At 68.1% G+C, this 20,559-nt stretch carries 20 protein-coding genes; 9 read left to right on the top strand and 11 right to left on the bottom strand.

Annotated features, from left to right (window positions below; translation table 11 throughout):
* Window positions 1-3 precede the first annotated feature (3 nt).
* Window positions 4-237, top strand: a complete 234-nt coding sequence (locus AC07O3_RS28600) for a TfoX/Sxy family protein (RefSeq protein WP_495340909.1) — start codon at window positions 4-6, stop codon at window positions 235-237.
* Here the strand turns inward: AC07O3_RS28600 and AC07O3_RS28605 are convergent.
* The 3 genes from AC07O3_RS28605 to AC07O3_RS28615 are packed head-to-tail and all read right to left on the bottom strand — an operon-like array spanning window position 222 to window position 3,550.
* Entirely contained in the window at window positions 222-2,627 is a 2,406-nt protein-coding gene (locus tag AC07O3_RS28605) for an ATP-binding cassette domain-containing protein (RefSeq protein ID WP_495340910.1), read from the bottom strand. The genes AC07O3_RS28600 and AC07O3_RS28605 overlap by 16 nt on opposite strands.
* A 34-nt stretch (window positions 2,628-2,661) precedes the next feature.
* Complete coding sequence (locus AC07O3_RS28610; protein ID WP_093079807.1) at window positions 2,662-3,072, bottom strand: VOC family protein; 411 nt, start codon at window positions 3,070-3,072, stop codon at window positions 2,662-2,664.
* Between the two features lie 10 nt (window positions 3,073-3,082).
* Complete coding sequence (locus AC07O3_RS28615) at window positions 3,083-3,550, bottom strand: helix-turn-helix transcriptional regulator (RefSeq protein WP_495340911.1); 468 nt, start codon at window positions 3,548-3,550, stop codon at window positions 3,083-3,085.
* Between the two features lie 106 nt (window positions 3,551-3,656).
* Here AC07O3_RS28615 and AC07O3_RS28620 point away from each other — a divergent pair, with 106 nt between their 5' ends.
* The gene (locus tag AC07O3_RS28620) at window positions 3,657-4,844 is read left to right on the top strand and encodes a DUF418 domain-containing protein (protein ID WP_093079812.1); all 1,188 of its coding nucleotides are present in this window, start codon (window positions 3,657-3,659) and stop codon (window positions 4,842-4,844) included.
* Window positions 4,845-4,860: 16 nt separating this feature from the next.
* On the opposite strand, the gene AC07O3_RS28625 is transcribed toward AC07O3_RS28620, so the two are convergent.
* The 4 genes from AC07O3_RS28625 to AC07O3_RS28640 are packed head-to-tail and all read right to left on the bottom strand — an operon-like array spanning window position 4,861 to window position 9,683.
* Window positions 4,861-5,262 (bottom strand): YbaN family protein, encoded by a 402-nt coding sequence (locus tag AC07O3_RS28625; protein ID WP_257014878.1) that lies wholly within the window; start codon window positions 5,260-5,262, stop codon window positions 4,861-4,863.
* A gap of 7 nt (window positions 5,263-5,269) precedes the next feature.
* Window positions 5,270-6,343, bottom strand: coding sequence for a mechanosensitive ion channel family protein (locus AC07O3_RS28630; RefSeq protein ID WP_093057906.1), 1,074 nt, complete (start codon window positions 6,341-6,343; stop codon window positions 5,270-5,272).
* On the bottom strand, window positions 6,343-8,595 hold the full coding sequence (locus tag AC07O3_RS28635) for an FUSC family protein (protein ID WP_495340912.1): 2,253 nt from the start codon (window positions 8,593-8,595) through the stop codon (window positions 6,343-6,345). The genes AC07O3_RS28630 and AC07O3_RS28635 overlap by 1 nt, the downstream gene beginning before the upstream one ends.
* Before the next feature lie 2 nt (window positions 8,596-8,597).
* A complete protein-coding gene (locus AC07O3_RS28640; protein WP_495340913.1) occupies window positions 8,598-9,683 on the bottom strand; it encodes an inositol monophosphatase family protein in 1,086 nt (361 codons plus the stop codon).
* Between the two features lie 112 nt (window positions 9,684-9,795).
* Here AC07O3_RS28640 and AC07O3_RS28645 point away from each other — a divergent pair, with 112 nt between their 5' ends.
* Both AC07O3_RS28645 and cysE read left to right on the top strand, forming a co-directional pair.
* Entirely contained in the window at window positions 9,796-10,527 is a 732-nt protein-coding gene (locus AC07O3_RS28645) for an RNA methyltransferase (protein ID WP_093057903.1), read from the top strand.
* 84 nt (window positions 10,528-10,611) lie between these two features.
* A complete protein-coding gene (gene cysE / locus AC07O3_RS28650; protein ID WP_093177697.1) occupies window positions 10,612-11,382 on the top strand; it encodes a serine O-acetyltransferase in 771 nt (256 codons plus the stop codon).
* 22 nt (window positions 11,383-11,404) lie between these two features.
* Here cysE and cadR read toward each other — a convergent pair whose 3' ends face one another.
* Complete coding sequence (gene cadR / locus AC07O3_RS28655) at window positions 11,405-11,875, bottom strand: Cd(II)/Pb(II)-responsive transcriptional regulator (protein WP_495340914.1); 471 nt, start codon at window positions 11,873-11,875, stop codon at window positions 11,405-11,407.
* Window positions 11,876-11,945: 70 nt separating this feature from the next.
* On the opposite strand from cadR, the gene AC07O3_RS28660 reads away from it, so the two are divergent.
* Window positions 11,946-14,243, top strand: a complete 2,298-nt coding sequence (locus AC07O3_RS28660) for a heavy metal translocating P-type ATPase (protein WP_495340915.1) — start codon at window positions 11,946-11,948, stop codon at window positions 14,241-14,243.
* 16 nt (window positions 14,244-14,259) lie between these two features.
* Here AC07O3_RS28660 and AC07O3_RS28665 read toward each other — a convergent pair whose 3' ends face one another.
* Window positions 14,260-14,832 carry a carboxymuconolactone decarboxylase family protein gene (locus AC07O3_RS28665; protein ID WP_495340916.1) on the bottom strand — a complete coding sequence of 191 codons (573 nt, stop codon included), beginning with the start codon at window positions 14,830-14,832 and terminating at the stop codon, window positions 14,260-14,262.
* A gap of 126 nt (window positions 14,833-14,958) precedes the next feature.
* Between AC07O3_RS28665 and AC07O3_RS28670 the strand changes: the two genes are divergently transcribed.
* A complete protein-coding gene (locus AC07O3_RS28670; RefSeq protein WP_093057898.1) occupies window positions 14,959-15,276 on the top strand; it encodes a winged helix-turn-helix transcriptional regulator in 318 nt (105 codons plus the stop codon).
* Window positions 15,277-15,312: 36 nt separating this feature from the next.
* Entirely contained in the window at window positions 15,313-16,566 is a 1,254-nt protein-coding gene (locus tag AC07O3_RS28675) for a cation:proton antiporter (protein WP_093057897.1), read from the top strand.
* Here the strand turns inward: AC07O3_RS28675 and AC07O3_RS28680 are convergent.
* Together AC07O3_RS28680 and AC07O3_RS28685 are read right to left on the bottom strand one after the other, a co-directional pair.
* The gene (locus tag AC07O3_RS28680; RefSeq protein WP_495340917.1) at window positions 16,563-17,894 is read right to left on the bottom strand and encodes a heavy metal sensor histidine kinase; all 1,332 of its coding nucleotides are present in this window, start codon (window positions 17,892-17,894) and stop codon (window positions 16,563-16,565) included. The two genes, AC07O3_RS28675 and AC07O3_RS28680, sit on opposite strands and share 4 nt — an antisense overlap.
* A gap of 10 nt (window positions 17,895-17,904) precedes the next feature.
* Window positions 17,905-18,582, bottom strand: coding sequence for a heavy metal response regulator transcription factor (locus tag AC07O3_RS28685; RefSeq protein WP_093057895.1), 678 nt, complete (start codon window positions 18,580-18,582; stop codon window positions 17,905-17,907).
* A gap of 161 nt (window positions 18,583-18,743) precedes the next feature.
* On the opposite strand from AC07O3_RS28685, the gene czcI reads away from it, so the two are divergent.
* Window positions 18,744-19,118: a cation efflux protein, CzcI family gene (czcI, locus tag AC07O3_RS28690; protein WP_495340918.1), complete on the top strand. Its 375-nt coding sequence runs from the start codon at window positions 18,744-18,746 to the stop codon at window positions 19,116-19,118.
* A gap of 97 nt (window positions 19,119-19,215) precedes the next feature.
* Window positions 19,216-20,553 carry a TolC family protein gene (locus tag AC07O3_RS28695; RefSeq protein ID WP_495340919.1) on the top strand — a complete coding sequence of 446 codons (1,338 nt, stop codon included), beginning with the start codon at window positions 19,216-19,218 and terminating at the stop codon, window positions 20,551-20,553.
* The last annotated feature ends 6 nt before the right edge of the window (window positions 20,554-20,559 follow it).

Below are 20,559 nucleotides of genomic sequence, written 5' to 3' on the forward strand. Positions count from 1 at the left end.
GTAGTGGACGACACCACCCGCCCGGAGTTCGAACGCATCGGGGCGACGCCTTTCACGTATGCCACGCGCGTCTCGAACGTCAAGGTGGCGAGCTACTACCAGGCGCCGGTCGATGCGATGGACGACCCGCACGTGCTGCGCGAATGGGCCGTGAAGGCTTATGCGAGCGCGGTGGGTGCGCAGCGGCCTAAGCCTGCTGCGCCGCGCAAGAAGCGCCCCGCTCAGGCGCCGACGTAGGCCGCGAGATGCTCGCCCGTGAGGGTGGAGCTGGCGGCGACGAGGTCAGCAGGCGTGCCTTCGAACACGACCTGGCCGCCGTCATGCCCGGCGCCGGGGCCGAGGTCGATGATCCAGTCGGCGTGCGCCATCACCGCCTGGTGGTGCTCGACGACGATGACTGACTTGCCTGCATCTACCAGCCGGTCGAGCAGGCCGAGCAGTTGCTCGACGTCGGCAAGGTGCAGGCCGGCGGTCGGCTCGTCGAGCACGTAGACGCCGCCTTTTTCCGCCATGTGAGTTGCCAGCTTGAGCCGCTGCCGCTCGCCGCCCGACAGCGTGGTGAGCGGCTGGCCCAGGCTGAGGTAGCCGAGCCCGACGTCGGCCAGCCGGTCGAGGATGGCGTGCGCAGCCGGCGTGCGTGCATCGCCAGCGCCGAAGAACTCTTTGGCTTCAGTCACCGACATGGCGAGCACTTCGCTGATGTCGCGCCCGCCGAAGTGATGCTCGAGCACCGAGGCGTGAAAGCGCTTGCCCTCGCACTCCTCGCAGGTGGTGGCAACGCCGGCCATCATCGCGAGGTCGGTGTAGATGACGCCCGCGCCGTTGCAGGCGGGGCAGGCGCCCTCGGAGTTGGCGCTGAACAACGCAGGCTTCACGCCGTTGGCCTTTGCGAACGCATTGCGGATCGGGTCGAGCAGCCCGGTGTAGGTGGCAGGGTTGCTGCGCCGCGAGCCGCGTATCGAGCCTTGGTCTACCGACACCACGCCCGCGCCAGCAGGAATCGACCCGTGCACGAGCGAGCTCTTGCCGGAGCCGGCCACGCCGGTCACCACGACCAGCACGCCGAGCGGCACGTCGACGCTCACGTTGCGCAGGTTGTGCGTCTTTGCCCCGCGGATCGGCAGCTTGCCCGTGGGCTTGCGCACCTTCTTCTTGAGAGCGGCCCGGTCGTCGAGGTGCCGGCCGGTGAGAGTGTTGCTGGCCCGCAGTGCTTCGACAGTGCCCTCGAAGCACACGGTGCCACCGGCAGTGCCGGCCCCGGGGCCGAGGTCGACGACGTGGTCGGCGATGGCGATGGCCTCGGGCTTGTGCTCCACCACGAGCACGGTGTTGCCCTTGTCGCGCAGCCGCAGCAGCAGGCTGTTCATGCGCTGGATGTCGTGGGGGTGCAGCCCGATGGTCGGCTCGTCGAAGACGTAGGTCACGTCGGTGAGCGAGGAGCCGAGGTGGCGAATCATCTTCGTGCGCTGCGCCTCGCCGCCCGAGAGCGTGCCCGAGGGCCGGTCGAGGCTCAGGTAGCCGAGCCCGATTTCCACGAACGAGTCGAGCGTGTGTGCCAGCTTGGCGAGCAGCGGCGCCACCGATGGCTCGTCGAGGCCGCGCACCCATTCGGCCAGGTCACTGATCTGCATGGTGCAGGCATCGGCGATGTTGATCTTCTTGATCTTCGAAGACCGGGCCGCCTCGCTGAGCCGGGTGCCTTCGCACTCGGGGCAGGTGCTGAACGTTACCGCGCGCTCCACGAAGGCACGGATGTGCGGCTGCATGGCATCGACGTCTTTCGCGAGGAAAGACTTCTGCACCTGCGGAATCAGCCCCTGGTAGGTGAGGTTGATGCCATCGACCTTGATCTTGGTCGGCTCCTTGTGGAGCAGGGCGTCGAGCTCTTTCTTGGTGAACTTGCGGATCGGCTTGTCGGGGTCGAAGAAGCCGCAGCCGTTGAAGATGCGGCCGTACCAGCCCTCCATGCTGAAGCCGGGAATGGTGAGTGCGCCCTCGTTGAGCGACTTGCTGTCGTCGTAGAACGCGGTCAGGTCGAAGTCGGTAACGGCGCCCCGGCCTTCGCAGCGCGGGCACATGCCTCCGGTGCGGTTGAAGCTTTGTTTCACGGTCTTGCTGGCACCGCGTTCGACGGTGATGACGCCGGTCGCCTTGACCGATGGCACGTTGAATGCAAAGGCGCTGGGCGAGCCGATGTGCGGCTTGCCGAGGCGGCTGAAGAGAATGCGCAGCATCGCGTTGGCGTCAGTCGCGGTGCCGACGGTGGAGCGCGGGTCGCCGCCCATGCGCTCCTGGTCCACGATGATCGCGGTCGTCAGGCCGTCGAGCACGTCGACCTCGGGCCGCGCCAGCGTGGGCATGAAGCCCTGCACGAAGGCGCTGTAGGTTTCGTTGATGAGCCGCTGCGACTCCGCGGCGATGGTGCCGAACACCAGCGAACTCTTGCCCGAGCCCGAGACGCCGGTGAACACGCTCAGCCGCCGCTTCGGCAGCTCGACGCTGATGTCCTTGAGGTTGTTCACGCGGGCGCCCTGCACGCGAATCAGGTCGTGGTGGTCGGCGGCGTGGGGTGCGTTCTTCTGCGTGTCCTTCGAGTACTTCGAGTCCTTCTTTGGGGCCTTGCTCATCGTGTCTCCGTGTCTCCGTCTTTCGGGTGGTGGGTCAGCGCAGCTGCTGGATGCGGATCATGTTGCCCGCCGGGTCGCGCACGGCGCAGTCGCGAACGCCGTAGGGCTGTTCGGTCGGCTCTTCGACGATCTCGGCCTTGGCGGCCTGCAGCCGCGCGAAGGCGCCGTCGAGGTCCTTGGTGGCAAACAGGATCGTGGCGTAGGTGCCCTTGGCCATCATCTCGGCGATGGTGCGGCGCTCGTCGTCGGTGAGGCCGGGCGTGGCGGCCGGCGGATACAGCACGATCGAAATGCCGGGCTGGCCTGCGGGGCCGATCGTGATCCAGCGCATGCCGCCGTATCCGACGTCGTTGCGAATCTCGAAGCCGAGGGTGTCGCGGTAGAAAGCCAGCGAGGTTTCCGGGTCGTCGTGCGGGAGGAAGGTCGAGTGAATGGTGATGTTCATGGCGATAGTGCTAGGTAGGCAGGGGTGGCGATGCTAGCTGCGGCTCCGGGGCCGGCGCTTCTCGATTCCTGATCGGTCGTGTCACCTGCTTGGCCACGCACGAAGGCATTCCCTCGGTCGCGCTCGCTTCCTGGCGCCGGTAGCTGCCGGGCGGCATGCCGACGAGTTCGCTGAAGCGGGTGGTGAAGGTGCCCAGCGACCCGCAGCCGACCGCGAAGCAGACCTCGGTAACGCTCAGGTCGCCGCGGCGCAGCAGCGCCATGGCGCGCTCGATGCGCCGCGTCATCAGGTAGGCGTAGGGCGGCTCGCCGTAGGCGATGCGGAACTGGCGGCTGAGGTGCCCGGCCGACATGCCCGCGTCGCGGGCGAGCGTTTCAAGGTCCAGTGGCTGCGCGTATTCGCGGTCGATCCGGTCGCGAACGCGGCGCAGCCGTGCGAGGTCGCGCAGTTGCTGCGCAGCGGTGGGTCTGCTGGTCATCCGGCGGATCGTGCCACGGTGCGCCGCAGTGCTCAAGCCGAGCGGGGCGTTCGAGATCAAGGGGCTTTTGAATCGCAGATCGGCCGCTTGGTCTAATGGTGGACTCATGAGAAAAGTCGACCCCGAACGCCAGTCGCTGGTCGACGCCCTGCGCGGCTTCGCGCTGCTGGGCATCCTGGTCGTGAACATCGCGAGCTTTTCCTCGACCTACTACGGCGTTGGCGTGCCCGACCCGATGGCGCAATCGGCGCTGGAGCGCGCGGCCCTGCTCGTCAGGACGCTGGTGTTCGAGACCAAGTTCTACCTGCTGTTCTCTTTTCTCTTCGGCTACAGCTTCACCTTGCAGATGCGCGCGGCCGAGCGCGACGGCAAGCCCTTCGCGCCGCGCCTGCTGCGGCGCCTGGGGGCGCTGTGGGTCATCGGCCTGTTGCATGCTGTGGTGCTCTATCACGGCGACATCCTCACCACCTATGCGGTGCTGGGCGCGGTGCTGCTGATGCTGCGGCGGCGCAGCGATGTGTTCCTCGCGCGCTGCGCGGTCGGGCTGGTGCTGGCGACGGCGCTGCTCTGGGCCGGCATGGGGTATCTGTGGGCGCTGGCCGGCATTCCGCAGGACACGATGCGCAATGCCTACGGCGAGGCGGCTGCGGCACTGGGGGCCTATCGCGGAACGCCCGCCACGGTGATCGTCCAGCACCTGCGCGAGCTGTCGCAGATCTGGTGGGTCACGGGGCTGGTGCAGGCGCCGACGGCGCTGGCGATGTTCTTCGCGGGCTTCATCGCCGGGCGGCGCGGGCTCTTCGCAAATGCCGATGCGCATCGTGCGCTGTTCCGGCGACTGCTGTTCTGGGGGCTGGCCATCGGGCTGCCGGGGGCCTTGGTGTATGCCTTTCCGTCGATACGGCTGGACAACGCCGTCCGCGAGCTCTACGGCCTCGCAGCCACGCTGTTGACCGCGCCTTTTCTTGCCGCCGCCTATGCGTCTGGCCTGGTGCTGCTGATGCAGACGCCGCGCGGTCACGTGCTCGAAGGCCTGCTGGCGCCGGCGGGGCGCATGGCGCTGACCAACTACCTGATGCAGTCGCTGGTGTGCGCATGGCTCTTCCTGGCGTACGGGCTGCGCTGGATCGGCACGGTCGGCCCGCTCGCGGCCACGGCAATTGCTTTCGCGATCTTCGCGGCGCAGCTGGTGCTGAGCCGCTGGTGGATGAGCCGCTTCGTCTACGGGCCGGTGGAGTGGCTGCTGCGCGCGTTCACGAACCTCGCGCTTCCTGCGATGCGCCGCAGGCGCTGATCCCTGATCGCAGCGTTTACGGTGGCGGAAGTGGCCGCGACCACAGCCACGCCAGCACCGTCGCCATGCACGCGATGGCCAGTACGGCGAGCCAGGTGCGGTGTGCGGTGAAAGAAACGATCACCGCGCACACCGCCATCGTTGCCGTCGCGCTCCACTTGGCGCGGCGGCTCACGGTACGGCCGTTGGCCCAGTTGTGCAGCAGCGGGCCGAACAGGCGGTGATTCAGCAGCCAGGCGTGCAGCCGCGGCGAGCTGCGGGCGGCGGCCCATGCGGCCATCAGGATGAACACCGTTGTCGGCATGCCGGGCACGACGACGCCGATGAGACCGAGCACCAGGCACAGCAGCGCAAAGCCGTACAGCAGGGCCCGCGTGAGCGCGGAGTGCCGTTCGGGGGGCGGTTGCTCTGGCTTCAAGGCCGGATCAGGCCACAGCCTGCTGGTGTTCGCGCTCCTGGTTGCCTTCGCTCGCGATGCGCGTCTTCGGCAGGAACTGCGGGTACTCGCGCTGCATGAAATCGATCAGCCCCTCGCGCACGCTGCAGCGCAGGTCGAAGGCCAGCCCCGAGGTGGCGGCGGTGCAGAGCACGCGGACCTGCATGGTGCGCTCGGTGGCGTCGGTCACGCGCAGGTTGAAGAAGCGGCCGTCCCACTCGGGCGCGGCCTTCACGATGCGCTCTGCCTCTTCGCGCAGCGGCGCGAGCGGCATGCCGTAGTCGACGTAGATGAAGACCGAGCCGAGCAGCTGGGCCGAGTGACGCGTCCAGTTCTGGAACGGCTTCTCGATGAAGTAGGTCAGCGGCAGGATCAGGCGCCGGTCGTCCCAGATGCGGATGACGACGAAGGTGCCGGTGATTTCTTCGACGCGGCCCCATTCGCCCTCGACCACCAGCACGTCGTCGATGCGGATCGGCTGCGCCAGCGCAATCTGCAGGCCGGCGATGAGGTTGCTGAACACCGGCTTGGCCGCAAGACCGGCCACGATGCCGATCACGCCGGCCGAGGCCAGCAGGCTAGCACCCACCTGCCGCGCGCCGGGAAAGGTCATGAGCATCATCGCGCCGCCGGCCACCACGACCACTGTCATGGCGGTGCGCGCGAGCACGCGGGTCTGCGTGAGCACGCGGCGGGCCTGCAGGTTGTCGGCGATGTCGGAAGGGTTCTGCGCCAGCACGCCGTCGGCGAAACCGCTGATGGCCTTCACGGTGAGCCAGGTGGCGGCGGCGATGAGCAGCAGTCCGTTGAGGTGGCGAACGTTGCCGATGAAGCGCAGGTCGTCAGGCGCCGCCTGGAAGATGAGCAGCAGCGCAACCAGCGGCAGCACCAGACGCGCCGGCGCGTTGCAGTTGATCACCATCGCGTGCACCGTGGGTACGGGGCGGGTGATGCGCTTCAGGACAAGGCCGCCGATGCGGTGAACCAGAAGAGCGAGCGGGATGGCGACGAGGATGGCAATCCATGTGCCGAACCAGGGGTGGGCAAGTATCTCTTTGGTCATCAGGCGGTGGTCGTCGTGGCTGCTGTTGTCTCGTTCAGGGGTTGAAGAATTCGCGCCGCGTCGTCGCGCAGCTGCGTGGCCAGGGCCGTGGCCAGGTCGAGCCGGCGCAGCAGCCAGGGGCTGATGTCGTTGTCGAACGGGTCGGGCAGGGGGATCGGGCCACCGACGGTGGTCGAGCCGGCGCTCTCGGGGTGAGAGGGGCCGGTGGTGGGAGTGGTTCCGATGGCCGCCTCGATACGTTGCGCGGTGCGGCTGATGGGGCCCTCGACCTCTGCCGGCGTGAGGCGGTCGCGCCGCAGCACGAGCATTGACTTCACCGCGCTCAGTTGCGCGAGCAGCTGGTAGCTGTGGGCCTGCAGGTGTTCGAGCGGCTCCAGCGGCGGTTGCACCGCGCGCGGCTCCGACAGCGAGCGCTGCGTGGCCTGCACCAGCGCCGAGAGGCTGTCGTAGGCCTCGCGGCGCGCGAGCCGCCATTCGAGCTCGGGGCTGCTGTCGATGGCCTGCAGTTGGCCCAGGCCGAGCGCCAGGCGCGCATGCCGGGCCTGCGCGGTGAGCACGCGCGACACCAGCGCCGGAATCTGCGTGCGCTCCCACGAGGGCAGCACGTAGCAGAAGCCCCAGGCCAGCGCTGCGCCGATGAGCGTGTCGGCGATGCGCTCGAACAGCGCGAAGATGGGCGCCACGCCCACGTTCAGCATGTGGGCCTGCACCAGGCCGAGCACGGTGGCCGCCACGGCGGTGATGAGGTAGCGCCGCACCGCGAAGCTGTGCGCAATGGCCTGCGCCACGGTCACGATCACCAGCAGCATCAGCGCCGACGGGTGCGCCGACAGCAACCCCACCGCGAGCACGCAGCCCAGCAGCGTGCCGGCCACGCGCGCGTTGCGCCGCTCCAGCGTCTGCGAGAGGCTGCCGCGCAGCACGACCACGATGGTCAGCAGGATCCAGTAGTCGTGAGAGCCCCAGGGCATCGACACGGCGATGGCGTAGCCCGCGGCAATGGCCAGCGCCGCGCGGATGGCGTGGCGCAGCGGCGGCTGGTCCCAGCGCCACAGCGTGAGGAAGGGGCGCAACGACCAGTCGGTCGGGCTCACGAACAGCTGCCAGTTGGCGCGCACCACGGCAAGGTTGGGCTCGGCATCGCCGCGCGCCATGGCCGACAGGCGCAGCACTTCGTCGTTGATGTGGCCGATGCGGCTGGCCAGCCCGCGCGCGAGCATGGCAGCCGTGGGGCCGATGTGGCCGCCGCCTCCACCGTGCATGTTTGCGCTGTCGTCGGCCGAAACGTGGATGGCCGCGAGGCGCGGGCGCCGGTCGGCTACGGCCTCGGGGTGGCGGCCCATCATGAGGGCGTCGGCCAGCGCGATGGTTTCGTCGGCGAGTTCTTCGAGCACGCAGCGCATTTCGATCAGCGCCTCGGCGTGCGCGGGGTGGGCGCGCAGGGTGTCGAGGTCGAGCTCGCTGGCCAGCAGCTGGTCGCGCATTTCGAGCACGATCACCAGCATGGCGGCCAGGCGCTGGCGGCGCGGGGTGCGCGGCGATTCGAGCACGATGTCGCGCGTGGCCTGCAGCTGGTCGGCCAGCGCGGCCTGTTCACGCAGCAGCTGGCCCAGCACCGGCGCGGGGGTGTCGCGCACGTCGCGGGTTTCGTCCTGCGGCAGGAACTGGCTGGCCTCGGTGCGCATCAGCGCGGCCAGCGAATACAGCACGTCGGCTACCGACTGGGTGCGAAAGCGCCCGTTGAGTGCCAGGTTGGCGAGCGTGGCCCAGATCACGTACAGGCCCGCGCCCAGGCCGAAGTGCCAGGTGCGCTCCAGCGCGTCGACCATGCCGGTGGGCGCCGGCGTGGCCATGGAGAACACCATCGAGAACATCACCGCGATCGCGATCGGGATGCCCCGCTTGCCCCAGGCCATGGCCAGGAAGGCCATGAAGGTGGCGGGCACCAGCAGCAGCCCGAGGCGGATTGGCGCGGTGTGCAGCATCTGCACGGCAAAGAACAGCGGCAGGCCGATGAGCGGCGCCGGCAGCATCTGGAAGAACTTGCCGCGGCGCGGGCCGGGCAGGTCGGGCGGCGCGGTGACGATCACGCCGGTGGCGGCGGCCGAGGCAGCGATGGTGCCGAGCCAGAAGTGGATGCCGCCCGAGATGAACAGCAGGCCCAGAGCAACGGTGAGCCCGCTCGCGACGTAGTGGCTCAGCGCAATGCGCAGAGCGGCACGAACGCGGGGCGCGGCGTTGGGCCCCAGCATCGTCACTTGGCGGAAGCGTCGCCCTCGCGGGGCTGGGAAGGCTGGGAAGACTGCGGAGAGGCACCGTTGGCGGGCGCGTCACGGCGCACGCGCGTGAGCTTGCGGGGGGCGGGCTTCGCTTCGGCCGTGGCCGGGGTGGCGCCTTCGGCAGCTTCGTCGGCAAAGTCGACCACGGTGCTGCGGGCGTAGAGGTCAGCCGAGGCATCGTCCGCGTTCGACTTGGTCGAGGCGGACACGGCGCGCACGCGGTCGCTGGCGCGCAGCTTGTCGTCGACGTTGGCGAACTTGGAGTACTTGGCGAGCAGCGGCACCAGCTGGCCATAGATGCGCGGGGCGCCGGCCAGGCATTCGCGCTGTTCGAGGAATTCGGGCTCGCCCGTGAAGTTGCCGATGAGGCCGCCGGCCTCGGTGACCAGCAGCGAACCCGCGGCCACGTCCCAGGGGTTCAGGCCGGTTTCGAAGAATGCGTCGGTGAAGCCGGCGGCCACGTAGGCCAGGTCGAGCGCAGCGGCGCCGGGGCGGCGCAGGCCGGCCGCGCGGGGCATCATGTCCGCCATGATGGCCAGGTACTGCTTGAAGTTGTCGCCGGTGCGGAACGGGAAGCCGGTGGAAATCAGGCACTCGTTCAGGCGGGTGCGCTTCGACACGCGGATACGGCGCTCGTTCATGTAGGCGCCGCGGCCCTTGGTGGCGGTGAACAGGTCGTTGCGGGTGGGGTCGTAGACCACGGCCTGCTCGATCTTGCCGCGCACCGACAGTGCGATGGACACGCAGTACACCGGGAAGCCGTGGATGAAATTGGTGGTGCCGTCGAGCGGATCGATGATCCAGACGTAGTCGGAGTCTTTGGCGCCGTATTCGGTGCCCGATTCTTCGGCCAGGACGCCGTGCCCCGGGTATGCGCCAAGCAGCGTCTCGATGATCGCTTTTTCGCTGGCGTGATCGACTTCGGTGACGAAGTCGTTGACCTGCTTCTGGGAGATGCGCACGGCCTCGACGTCGAGGGCGGCGCGGTTGATGATCGCGCCGGCGGCGCGTGCGGCCTTGACGGCCACGTTGAGCATGGGATGCAGGTTGGGGGACGACATTCTGGATTGTGAGAAGAACGGTGGGGTTGGTCCCCCGGAGGCGACCCGGCGATGCGGGCGGCGAGAATCGGGCATTTTACCGGCTCCGCCCGTTAGTGTCTCCAAACCCGCCATGCGCACCCGTTTCATCCTGATCCAGACCAGCCACGCTGGCAATGTGGGCGCCGCCGCCCGCGCCATGAAAACCATGGGTTTCGACGACCTCGTGCTGGTGGCGCCCCGCTGGGCCAACGTGCTGCGGCGCGAGGAAACCATCCAGCGCGCGAGCGGTGCGCTCGACGTGCTGACCAACGCTCGCATCGTCGAAACCCTGGATGAAGCCCTGGACGGCGTGACCCACCTGTGCGCCACGGCCATGATCCCGCGCGACTTCGGCCCGCCCACCCGCACGCCCCGGGAGCACCTGGAGCCGCTGGCGAAGCAGGGCGACCAGCACGTGGCTTTCCTGTTCGGCTCCGAGCGTTTCGGCATGCGGAACGAAGACGTCTACCGCTGCAACGTGGCGCTGAGCATCCCGACCGACCCGAAGTTCGGCTCGCTGAACCTGGGTGCGGCAATCCAGGTGGTCGCCTACGAGTGGCGGCTGGCGCTCGGCGGCTACGAGGTGCGCGAGGCCATCAACCCGGTGCAGGCGGCCGATGCGCAGGCGGTGGCCGGCATGCTCGACCACTGGGAGCGCTCCCTCGTGGAGATCGGCTTTCTCGACCCAGAGGCGCCCAAGAAGCTCATGCCGAGGCTGCAGCAGCTCTTCAACCGCGCCCAGCCCACACCGGAAGAGATCCACATCCTGCGCGGCATCGCCAAGGCCATGAGCGACGCCACCCGCCCGCCGCGAGGCTCGTAGCCTTTTAAAACCTTATCGCCTGTAAGCGATGACGGCGGGTTATAGACTGCCCGCCCCATATCGATATAACGACAAAAGGCAGCGATGTTCTCTCGACTGCGCGCCGACATCCGGTGCATCCTCGAACGCGACCCGGCCGCCCGCAGCGCCTGGGAAGTGATCACGGTCTACCCCGGCTTCCATGCCGTGGTGCTGCATCGCTGGGCACACGCCTGTTGGACGCATGGCTTCAAGTGGCCCGCCCGCTTCATCGCGCACTGGGCGCGCTGGATGACCGGCATCGAGATTCACCCGGCGGCCAAGATCGGCGAGCGGGTGTTCTTCGACCATGCCATGGGCGTGGTGGTCGGCGAAACGGCCGAGATTGGCGACGGCTGCACCATCTATCAGGGCGTGACGCTGGGCGGCACCTCGCTCTACAAGGGCACCAAGCGGCATCCGACGCTGGGGCGCAATGTGGTGGTGAGCGCGGGGGCCAAGGTGCTGGGCGGGTTCGTCGTCGGCGACGGCGCCAAGATCGGCAGCAATGCGGTGGTCATCAAGCCGGTGCCGGCAGGGGCGACGGCGGTGGGCATTCCCGCACGCATCATCCCGTCGAAGACCGACGAGAGCGCCGATGTGGCCGAACCGCAGAAGTTCTCGGCCTATGGCATCACGCAGGACGACGATCCGCTGAGCCAGGCGCTGCGCGGGCTGGTCGACAGCGCATCAGGGCAGGAGCACCAGATCGCGCTGCTGTGGCAGGCCATCGAGAAGTTGTCGGCGCAGCCCGGCACCAAGGACTGCGTGCCCGGCGACGCGGCGCGCGACGAGAGCTTCGAGGCGGACAAGCTCACGCAGCTCATCGGCAAATAGCGAGCCCGGCCGGCCGGCCTGACTAGCCGGCGCGCTTGGCGGGCGCGTGCAGCGCCCCATGCACGTGGCCTGCGTGCTGGCTGAAGGTTTCGGGTGCGAGCGCGGCGGTGTCCAGCTCCTGCAGGATGCCGCAGGCGCTTGCCGATTCGGGGCCGCAGCACTGTTGGCGCAGCGCCTTCAACTGCTTTTCCAATGTCTTGAGCTCGGTGATGCGCGCGGCCACGTGGCCGATGTGGTCGTCCAGCAGCTGGTTGACCTCGCCGCAGTCTTCCTGTGGTGCGTCGCGAAATTTCAGCAGGCTGCGGATCTCGTCGAGGGTCATGTCCAGCGAGCGGCAACGGCGGATGAAACCCAGGCGCTGGGCGTGGTCTTCGTCGTAGATACGGTAGTTGCCGTCGGTGCGCGCGGGCTCGGGCAGCAGTCGCTCGCGCTCGTAGTACCGGATGGTTTCGACCGGCGTGTTCGCGACCTTGGCCAGTTCACCGATTTTCATGATGCGGCAAATGTACGAGTGGAAATGAGCGGTTGACTCTACACCTGCTTCAGGGTTTCCAATCGATTCCATGACGAATCAGACCACTTTGAACCCGGTCACTCCGGCCCTTCACCCGCACGATCACGACCATGGTCACAGCCATGCGCACGGACACACGCATGTGCATGCTCCGGCCGAAACCTCCTGCTGCGGCAATCCGGTCTGCGGCTCGTCGCCAGCCGTCGTCGACACGGCCGACATCCCGAAGGGCGCCTTGCTCTTTCGCATTCCCACGATGGATTGCGCCGTCGAAGAGTCCGAGATCCGCCGCGCGCTGGAGCCGGTAGCCGGTGTCCAGGGTCTGCGCTTTCGCCTTGGCGAACGCACGATGGCGATCACGGCGGACGCTGCTGCCTTGCCCCTGGCGCTCGATGCAATCCGCAAGGCCGGCTTCAAGCCCGAGCCTGTAGTCGAAGCGACAGGCGCGAAACCCGTCGCGCCGGCGCGCATTGCGGGCATGAGCATGGGCCTCGCGCGCCTCGTCGCCGCATTGGTGCTGGCCATCGCGGCCGAGTCGATCTCCTTCATGGGGCTCGAGGGCAAGGGCTTCATGGCCGCCGAGATGGTGCTCGCGCTGGGCGCCATAGGCCTTGCCGGACTCGACACCTACAAGAAGGGCTTCGGCGCATTGGTGCGCGGGCGCCTCAACATCAACGCCCTGATGGCCGTGGCCGTGACGGGCGCTTTCATCATCGGCCAGTGGCCCGAAGCCGCGATGGTGATGGCGCTCTATGCGATTGCCGAGCTCATCGAAGCCCGCGCCGTGGACCGCGCGCGCAACGCCATCCAGAGCCTGCTGGCGCTTGCACCCGAGCAGGCCGAGGTGAAGCAGGCCGACGGCAGTTGGAAGACTGTGATGGCCGACACCGTGGCACTCGACGCCATCGCGCGCATCCGCCCCGGCGAACGCGTGCCGCTCGACGGCATTGTCACCGCCGGCATCAGCGCCATCGACCAGGCACCGGTCACGGGCGAGAGCATTCCGGTCGACAAGACCATCGGCGACGCCGTGTTCGCAGGCACCATCAACCAGACTGCCGCGCTGGAATTCCGCGTGACGGCCGTGGCGGCCAACACCACGCTCGCGCGCATCATCCACGCGGTCGAAGAGGCGCAGGGCTCGCGCGCGCCGACGCAGCGCTTCGTCGACAGGTTTGCCGCCATCTACACGCCCACCGTCTTCGTGCTGGCGCTGGCCGTCGCGACGCTCACGCCGCTGTTCATGGACTGGACCTGGCTGCAGGCCATCTACAAGGCGCTGGTGTTGCTGGTCATCGCATGCCCGTGTGCGCTGGTGATCTCCACGCCCGTCACGGTGGTGAGTGCGCTCGCATCGGCCGCGCGGCGCGGCATCCTCATCAAGGGCGGCACGTATCTCGAAGAAGCGCGCAAGCTCAAGGCTGTGGCGCTCGACAAGACCGGCACGATCACCGAAGGCAAGCCGAAGCTTGTGGAGTCCGTGCTGATCGACGCATCGGGCAACGAGGCAACGGTGTTCGCCATTGCCGCCAGCATCGCGGGCCGCTCCGATCACCCCGTGTCGAAGGCCATTGCCGAAGGCTTGAAGGGGCAGCGAGACGAGGTCGGCGACTTCACCGCGCTGCCCGGCCGCGGCGTGCAGGCCACGCACGCGGGGCAGGCCTACATGCTCGGCAACCACCGCCTGATCGAGGAACGTGGCCTGTGCACGCCGTCGCTCGAAGCCGAATTGAAGCGCCATGAAGAAGCGGGCCGCACTGTCACGTTGCTCGCATCGGACAAGGCCGTGCTCGCGCTGTTTGCCGTGGCCGACACCATCAAGGAATCGTCGCAGGCAGCGGTGGCGGAGTTGCGCGCCCTGGGCGTCGTGCCTGTGATGCTCACCGGCGACAACACCGCCACGGCAAAGACCATCGGCGCCCACGCCGGCATCGACGATGTGCGCGGCAACCTGCTGCCCGAGGAAAAGCTCGACGCCATCAAGGCCATGCAGCAGCGCTACGGCGCGGCCGCGATGACCGGCGACGGCATCAACGATGCCCCCGCGCTCGCGCAGGCCGACATCGGCTTCGCGATGGGTGGGGCCGGCACCGACACCGCGATGGAAGCGGCCGACGTGGTCATCATGAACGACGACCTGCGCCGCATCCCCGAGACCATCCGCCTTTCGCGCCGCGCGCATTCGGTGCTGTGGCAGAACATCACGCTCGCGCTGGGCATCAAGGGCGTGTTCTTCGTGCTCGCCGTGTTCGGCAGCGCGACGATGTGGATGGCGGTGTTCGCCGATATGGGCGCGAGCCTGCTGGTGGTGGCGAACGGGCTGCGGTTGATGCGCGCGCCGAAATAGGTCGTTGCTGTCGGCCTTACCAGCGCGCTGCCCACTTCTCCAGCGGCACGCGCGCTGCATTGCACACGTAGCTCACCGAGTGGTACCAGCCCGCGAGCATCATCAGCTCGACCAGCTGCGCGTGGCTCCAGTGTGCGTTCAAGGCTTCCCAGAGCGCATCGTCTACGTCGCTGGTGTCGTGCAGCTGGTCGACCATCGACACCAGCAGCCGATCGCGCGCCGCGAGCAATGAGAGATCTCCGTCTGGCGAGGCCATCACGCGCCGATCGGTCTCGCTGAAGCCGGCCGCGTCTGCGAAGCCTGTCCAGTGCACACCCCATTCATACTCCGCGCCGCAGCGGGCGCAGACCCGCAGGATCACGATCTCGCGTTCGCGCAGGCTGATGGCGGCCTTGCGGCCGAGCAGGTAGCGACCCAGGTCGAGCGTGCGCTCGGCCAGCGCGGGGTTCACGGCCATCACGCGGAACAGCGCGAGAACTTCGGGCGCCTGTGGCGGCGTCATGCGCGTGAGCAGTTCGCCGATGGGTTCGGGGTAGGGGGCTTCGAGTGGGGGGATCCTCGGCGCGCGGTTCGCGGCTGTCTCGGCCATGGGTGATTCCTTCGGTGAAGTGGATGAAGTCGCTACGGAAAGCGTAGCGATCGGGCGCAGTCTATCGCTACGAAATGCGTAGCGCAAGGACGTACACTCGCCAATCAGTCATTCGAAGGATTCGGCATGGAAGACGCACAACCCACGGCATCGCGCCGACCCATCATGCGGCTGCTGGAGCAGCTCGGCCGCAAGGGCACGCTGCGCATCCTGTGGGAGCTGCGCGACGGCCTGCCGCAGAGTTTCAGGGCGCTGCGCGTCAGCACGGACGACATGTCGCCCTCGGTGCTGAACGACCGGCTCAAGGAGCTGCGCGCCGTCGGCGTGGTCGAGCTTGCCGACGCGGGCTATGTGCTCACCGAGTCGGGCAGCGAACTCGTCAAGCGCCTCACGCCGCTGAACCAGTGGGCCAACCGCTGGCTCGACGACGCGGCTTCGAACTAACATCGGCCGAATTTCTTCACCGATTCCAACCCCTCGATGTCCGTCACTTCGCTCCTGCTGCAGCTCATCGTCATCCTGGCCACCGCGCGTTTGTGCGGGTGGGTGCTTCGCCATGTGGGGCAGCCCGGCGTGGTCGGCGAGATGGCGGCGGGGCTGATGCTCGGGCCGGTCGTCATGGGCGCGTTGTTTCCCTCGCTGCACGCGCAGCTGTTCTCCAAGGAGTCGCTGCAGGGGCTCTCATCGTTGTCGACGCTGGGGCTGGTGCTGTTCATGTTCGTGGTCGGCCTGGAGCTGCGGGCGTCGCAGGGCGTGCGTGAGCAGCTTCGCTCGGCGGGTTACGTGGGTGTGCTGAGCGTGGTTGTGCCAATGGCGCTGGGCATCGCGATTGCGCCGGCGCTGCATCCCACGCTTGCGCCGGCCGGCGTCGGCTTCTGGCCGTTTGCGCTGTTCATCGCGGCGGCGCTGTCGATCACGGCCTTCCCCGTGATGGCGCGCATCCTGAAAGACCGCGGCATGACGCGCACGCCCTTCGGCCAGCTGTCGCTGGGCGCTGCGGCCGTGGTCGACGTGTTCGCCTGGATCCTGCTGGCCTTCGTGGTCGCGATGGTCGGCGCGGGCGAGGGCTACCAGGGCCTGCTCAAGACCACGCTGGGCATGGCGGTTGTGCTGCTGGCGCTGTTCTTCGGGCTCAAGCCGGCCTTCGCACGGCTGCTGCGCGCCAAGGCGCCCGAGGGCGAACCATCGACCACCGTGATGGCGGCGCTGATGCTCGGCCTGCTGGCGACGGCGCTGGTCACCGAGTGGCTGCACCTGCACGCGGTGTTCGGCGCCTTCCTGTTCGGCGCCTGCCTGCCGCGCGACGACCGGCTGCTGAAGTCGCTCACCGAGCGGATCGAGCCGATCTCCATCGTCGTGCTGATGCCGCTGTTTTTCGCGCTGGCGGGGCTGGGCACCACGTCCAACGCCTTCTCGGGCGCGAGCCTCGGCGCGATGCTGCTGATCGTGGGCGTCGCCACCGTCGGCAAGATCGCCGGCGGCGCAGCCGGCGCGCGCATGGCGGGCTATGGCTGGCGCGACAGCCTGGCCACCGGCTCGCTGATGAATGCGCGCGGGCTGATGGAACTCATCGTGATGAAGATCGGCCTTGACGCGGGGCTGATCGGCCCGGAGCTTTTCACGATGCTGCTGGTGATGGCGCTCGTGACCACGGCGATGACGGGGCCGCTGATCAACCTGTTCATCGGCCGCAAGGCAGCGGTTGCGGCAGATGCCGCGCACGCCAAGCCCTAGTCGCTGCCGCCGCGCCGCACAGTAAATCCGATGCGCGTCTCGCCGCCTTGGCTGACGGCGAATACACGCCCGTCGTGCATGCGCGCGATGGCTTCCACGATGGACAGACCCAGGCCGTGGTGCCGGGTCGAACCGTCCCGCGCCTGCGCCGCGCGGTAGAAGCGCTCGAACAGGCGGGGCAGGGCGGCGGGGTCGATCGGCTCGCCACGGTTGACGACCGCGACTGCGAATTCATCGTCGCTCTCTACCCCGATCTCGATGCGAATCGTCGAAGCCGGCGCCGCGAAGCGGATCGCATTGCCCAGCAGGTTGAAGAGCGCGCGTCGGACAAGCGCGGCGTCCACGTCGGCCATGGCGTCGCCCTTCACTTCCGCACGCAGGCCGGCTTCTTCCAGCATGGCGTCGTAGAAGTCGATCACGTCGCCGGCCTGCACCGCCAGGCTCGTCACCGCCCGCGTACGCATCGGCGCGCCGCGCTCGGCCTGCGAGAGAAACAGCATGTCGGTGACGATGCCCGAGAGCCGGCCGATCTCTTCGAGGTTGGAGGCGAGCACGGTCTGCAGCTCCTCGTTGCTGCGCGGGCGTGTGAGCGCGAGTTCGGTGGAGCCGATCAGGTTGGCAAGCGGTGTGCGCAGCTCGTGCGCCACGTCGGCGTTGAATGATTCGAGCTGCACGTAGGCGCGCTGCACCCGCAGCAGCAACGCGTTGAACTGCGTGATCCATGGGCGCAGTTCTTCGGCGAAGTCCATCGCGTCGATGGGGCGGTTGGCCTTGTCGGGCGCCATTGCAGCGGTGCGCTGGGCCAGCGCCTTGAGCGGGCGCAGGCCGCGCCGCACCAGCCACATGCCCGTGAGCGAGACCAGCGCCGTGCCCAGCGCGACGGCGCCCAGCAGCGTCCATCCGAGCCGCTCCAGCAGGCGGGCTTCCTGTGCCGTGTTCACGCCGAGCTGCACCTGCAGCTGCGTCGTCAGGCCACTCTGCTGCCAGGGCACCACGAGGTCGCGCCGCATCCAGCGGCCGCCGGCCGTGGGGCTGGACTGGAAAAGCTGCTTGCCCGCATGCGAGATCGACAGGCTCACGTCGTCCTGCATCGAGAAGAAGTCGTCGAGCTTGTGCCGCAGGAAGACGAGGTCCCCGCCTTTCTCTGCCTCCTTGAGCAGGTGCTCCACCAGCACTGCCTTCTGGTTGAGCTCCTCTTCCTGTTTCTGTCCGAAGCTCCAGGCCGTGACGAGGTAGATGGCGAAGCAGATCACGCTGAGCCCGAACAGGGTCTGCGCGGCGAACCAGAGCGACAAGCGGCTCTGGAGTGAGTGCGGCCGGGCGGTCAAGGCCGGGCGGTCAAGACCAGGAGCGGTCTTCGAGGACGTAGCCCATGCCGCGCACGGTGTGCAGCAGCTTCACCTCGAACGGGTCGTCGAGCTTGCTGCGCAGGCGCCGGATGGCCACTTCGACCACGTTGGTGTCGCTGTCGAAGTTCATGTCCCACACCTGCTCGGCAAGCGTGGTGCGCGACAGGATCTGGCCGCGTCGGCGCAGCAGCACCAGCAGCAGCGTGAACTCCTTGGCCGTGAGGTCGAGGCGCGTGCGGTTGCGCACGCACTTGCGGCTGAGGAGGTCGACCTCCAGGTCGGCCAGCCGCAGTACGGTCGATTCCTGCGGTTTGCCGCGTCGCAGCAGGGCCTGCACACGGGCCAGTAGTTCGGAGAAGGAGAAGGGCTTGACGAGGTAGTCGTCCGCGCCCTGTTGCAGCCCCTGCACGCGGTCTTCGACCTTGTCGCGCGCCGTGAGCACCAGCACGGGCACGTTCTTTGTGCGCCGGATGGCCTGCAGCACGGCAAAGCCGTCGATGCCGGGGAGCATCACGTCGAGCAGGACCAATGCGTATTCCCCCTCTGTGGCGAGGTATCTCCCCTCGATGCCGTCGCGGGCGATGTCCACGACGTAACCGTTCTCCTCCAGCCCCTTTTTTAGGTAGTCGCCTAGTTTGGGCTCGTCTTCGATGACAAGTATTCTCATTGCCGCATGGTATCGAAGCACTTTCAATAAGCGGGTTACGTTTCGGTAATCCTATTGACGGACAAACCCCTGCCCCCGTGTCATACATTGCGCCGGGCCTGCAGTTTGCAGGGCCATTGCCGGAATGCCCGCCGCAGGCCGTCGATATACTTTTTGCCTCCATGCGCCGCTGGCTCCTCATCTTCCTGCTCGTCCTGTTGCCGTTCCAGTTCAGCTGGGCGTCGGCATCGGCGTATTGCCAGCATGAGCGCGATACGCAGCCCGAGCACTGGGGCCACCACGAAAGCGAAACCCGCGGCACCGACCGCAGCCACAGCGGCGAGGGCGCGCAGAAAAACTCCAGCACCCAGCCCAATGCAGTGGTCGGCGAATGCGCGATCTGCCATGCAGGCTATGCCCAGCATGCGGATGCTTCGGTGGCGCCGGTGCTGGCTGCGGCGCGCGTGGCCCAGGCCCTGCGCGCAATGCCTGCCGAGCGCTTTGCCTCGCACATCTCCGACGTTCCGGTCCGTCCCGACTGGTCTCTCGCCCTCTGATTCGGCGAGAGAACACAACCCCCTCTGATCCCCATCATCAGCTGAGCTCTTCTCGCCGAATTCGTCCGTCCGTTGTTTCGCAACCCAGGAGAATTCGATGCGCACGCTCTTCGTGCCGCTGGCCATGTTGGCCATGGCGGCGCCCCCGGCTTTTTCACAACAGGTCGCAGTGCCGGCCGCTGCCGGCACCCCGTATTCACAGCAGTCCAACGTAGCTGCCCGTACTCTGGAGCCCGCGGGCCCGCTGACCCTGCGCAACGCCGTTGCAATGGCGTTGCAGGCCAACCCCGGCCTGTCTGCCGCGTTCCGCGAGCAGGAGGCTACCGAGGCCGCCATCGTCCAGGCCGGCGCCTGGCCCAACCCCACGCTCGACGCGCAGGTGGAAGACCTGCGCCGCGACAACCGCACCACCACGCTGCAACTGAGCCAGCCCCTCGAACTGGGTGGCAAGCGCGCGGCCCGCGTGACGGCGGCCGAACGCGCGCGCGACCAGGCCGCGTCGGCGCTGGCAGGCCGCCGCGCCGAGGTGCGCGCGACGACTGTCACCGCCTTTTTCGACGTGCTCACCGCGCAGGAGCGCCTGCGGCTCGCGCAGGACTCGGTGAGCCTTGCACAGACAGCCACCCGCGCAGCGGCCAACCGCGTGGCCGCCGGCAAGGTCTCGCCGCTGGAAGAAACCAGGGCGCGCGTGGCCGAGGCCGGCATCCGCGTCGAGTTGCTGCAGGCCGAGGGCACGCTGCGCTCGTCGCGCCAGCAGCTGGCCGCGTTGTGGGGCAACCCGAACCCGCGCTTCACGCAGGTGGATGGCGCTGTCGACCAGCTGCCGGCACCGGTGCAGGACGTGGCCAGCCGCCTGGGCGCGGCGCCCGTGGTGCAGCAGGCGCGGCTTGAAGTCGAGCGGCGCAAGGCGCTGTCCGACCTGGAGCAGGCCAAGCGAATCCCCGACGTGACCGTGTCGCTCGGCGCCAAGCGTGTGCCGGCATCCGAAGGCGAAACCGGCAGCAGCCGGCGCAACCAGGTGGTCGTGGGCCTGTCGATTCCATTGCCGATCTTCGACACCAACCGCGGCAACGTGGCCGAGGCGCTGAGCCGCGAAGAGAAGGCGCGCGATGACCTCGTCGCTGCCGAGCTGCAGCTGGGCACCGATGTCGCACAAGCTTCGGAGCGCCTGCGCTCCGCGCGCGCCACCGCTGAAACGCTGCAGCGCGACGCGCTGCCCGGCGCCGAGACCGCCTACAAGGCCGCCACCAAGGGCTTCGAGCTGGGCAAGTTCAGCTTCCTGGAAGCACTCGACGCGCAGCGCACGCTGTTCCAGGTGCGAGCGCAATACCTGCTGGCACTCGCCGACGCGCACCGCGCCGCCGGTGACCTCGACCGACTGCTGGGCAACGAAGGCAACGACATCTCTGCCGCGACACCACCCGTCGCGCGCTGACAAGCA

The sequence above is a fragment of the Variovorax sp. GW821-FHT09D05 genome (assembly GCF_059416325.1).

Coding starts and splice junctions, on each gene's coding strand:
- AC07O3_RS28605 (WP_495340910.1), bottom strand. CDS start 2,627: ATGAGCAAGGCCCCAAAGAAGGACTCGAAGTACTCGAAGGACACGCAG.
- AC07O3_RS28610 (WP_093079807.1), bottom strand. CDS start 3,072: ATGAACATCACCATTCACTCGACCTTCCTCCCGCACGACGACCCGGAA.
- AC07O3_RS28615 (WP_495340911.1), bottom strand. CDS start 3,550: ATGACCAGCAGACCCACCGCTGCGCAGCAACTGCGCGACCTCGCACGG.
- AC07O3_RS28620 (WP_093079812.1), top strand. CDS start 3,657: ATGAGAAAAGTCGACCCCGAACGCCAGTCGCTGGTCGACGCCCTGCGC.
- AC07O3_RS28630 (WP_093057906.1), bottom strand. CDS start 6,343: ATGACCAAAGAGATACTTGCCCACCCCTGGTTCGGCACATGGATTGCC.
- AC07O3_RS28635 (WP_495340912.1), bottom strand. CDS start 8,595: ATGCTGGGGCCCAACGCCGCGCCCCGCGTTCGTGCCGCTCTGCGCATT.
- AC07O3_RS28640 (WP_495340913.1), bottom strand. CDS start 9,683: ATGTCGTCCCCCAACCTGCATCCCATGCTCAACGTGGCCGTCAAGGCC.
- AC07O3_RS28645 (WP_093057903.1), top strand. CDS start 9,796: ATGCGCACCCGTTTCATCCTGATCCAGACCAGCCACGCTGGCAATGTG.
- cysE (WP_093177697.1), top strand. CDS start 10,612: ATGTTCTCTCGACTGCGCGCCGACATCCGGTGCATCCTCGAACGCGAC.
- cadR (WP_495340914.1), bottom strand. CDS start 11,875: ATGAAAATCGGTGAACTGGCCAAGGTCGCGAACACGCCGGTCGAAACC.
- AC07O3_RS28660 (WP_495340915.1), top strand. CDS start 11,946: ATGACGAATCAGACCACTTTGAACCCGGTCACTCCGGCCCTTCACCCG.
- AC07O3_RS28665 (WP_495340916.1), bottom strand. CDS start 14,832: ATGGCCGAGACAGCCGCGAACCGCGCGCCGAGGATCCCCCCACTCGAA.
- AC07O3_RS28670 (WP_093057898.1), top strand. CDS start 14,959: ATGGAAGACGCACAACCCACGGCATCGCGCCGACCCATCATGCGGCTG.
- AC07O3_RS28675 (WP_093057897.1), top strand. CDS start 15,313: ATGTCCGTCACTTCGCTCCTGCTGCAGCTCATCGTCATCCTGGCCACC.
- AC07O3_RS28685 (WP_093057895.1), bottom strand. CDS start 18,582: ATGAGAATACTTGTCATCGAAGACGAGCCCAAACTAGGCGACTACCTA.
- czcI (WP_495340918.1), top strand. CDS start 18,744: ATGCGCCGCTGGCTCCTCATCTTCCTGCTCGTCCTGTTGCCGTTCCAG.
- AC07O3_RS28695 (WP_495340919.1), top strand. CDS start 19,216: ATGCGCACGCTCTTCGTGCCGCTGGCCATGTTGGCCATGGCGGCGCCC.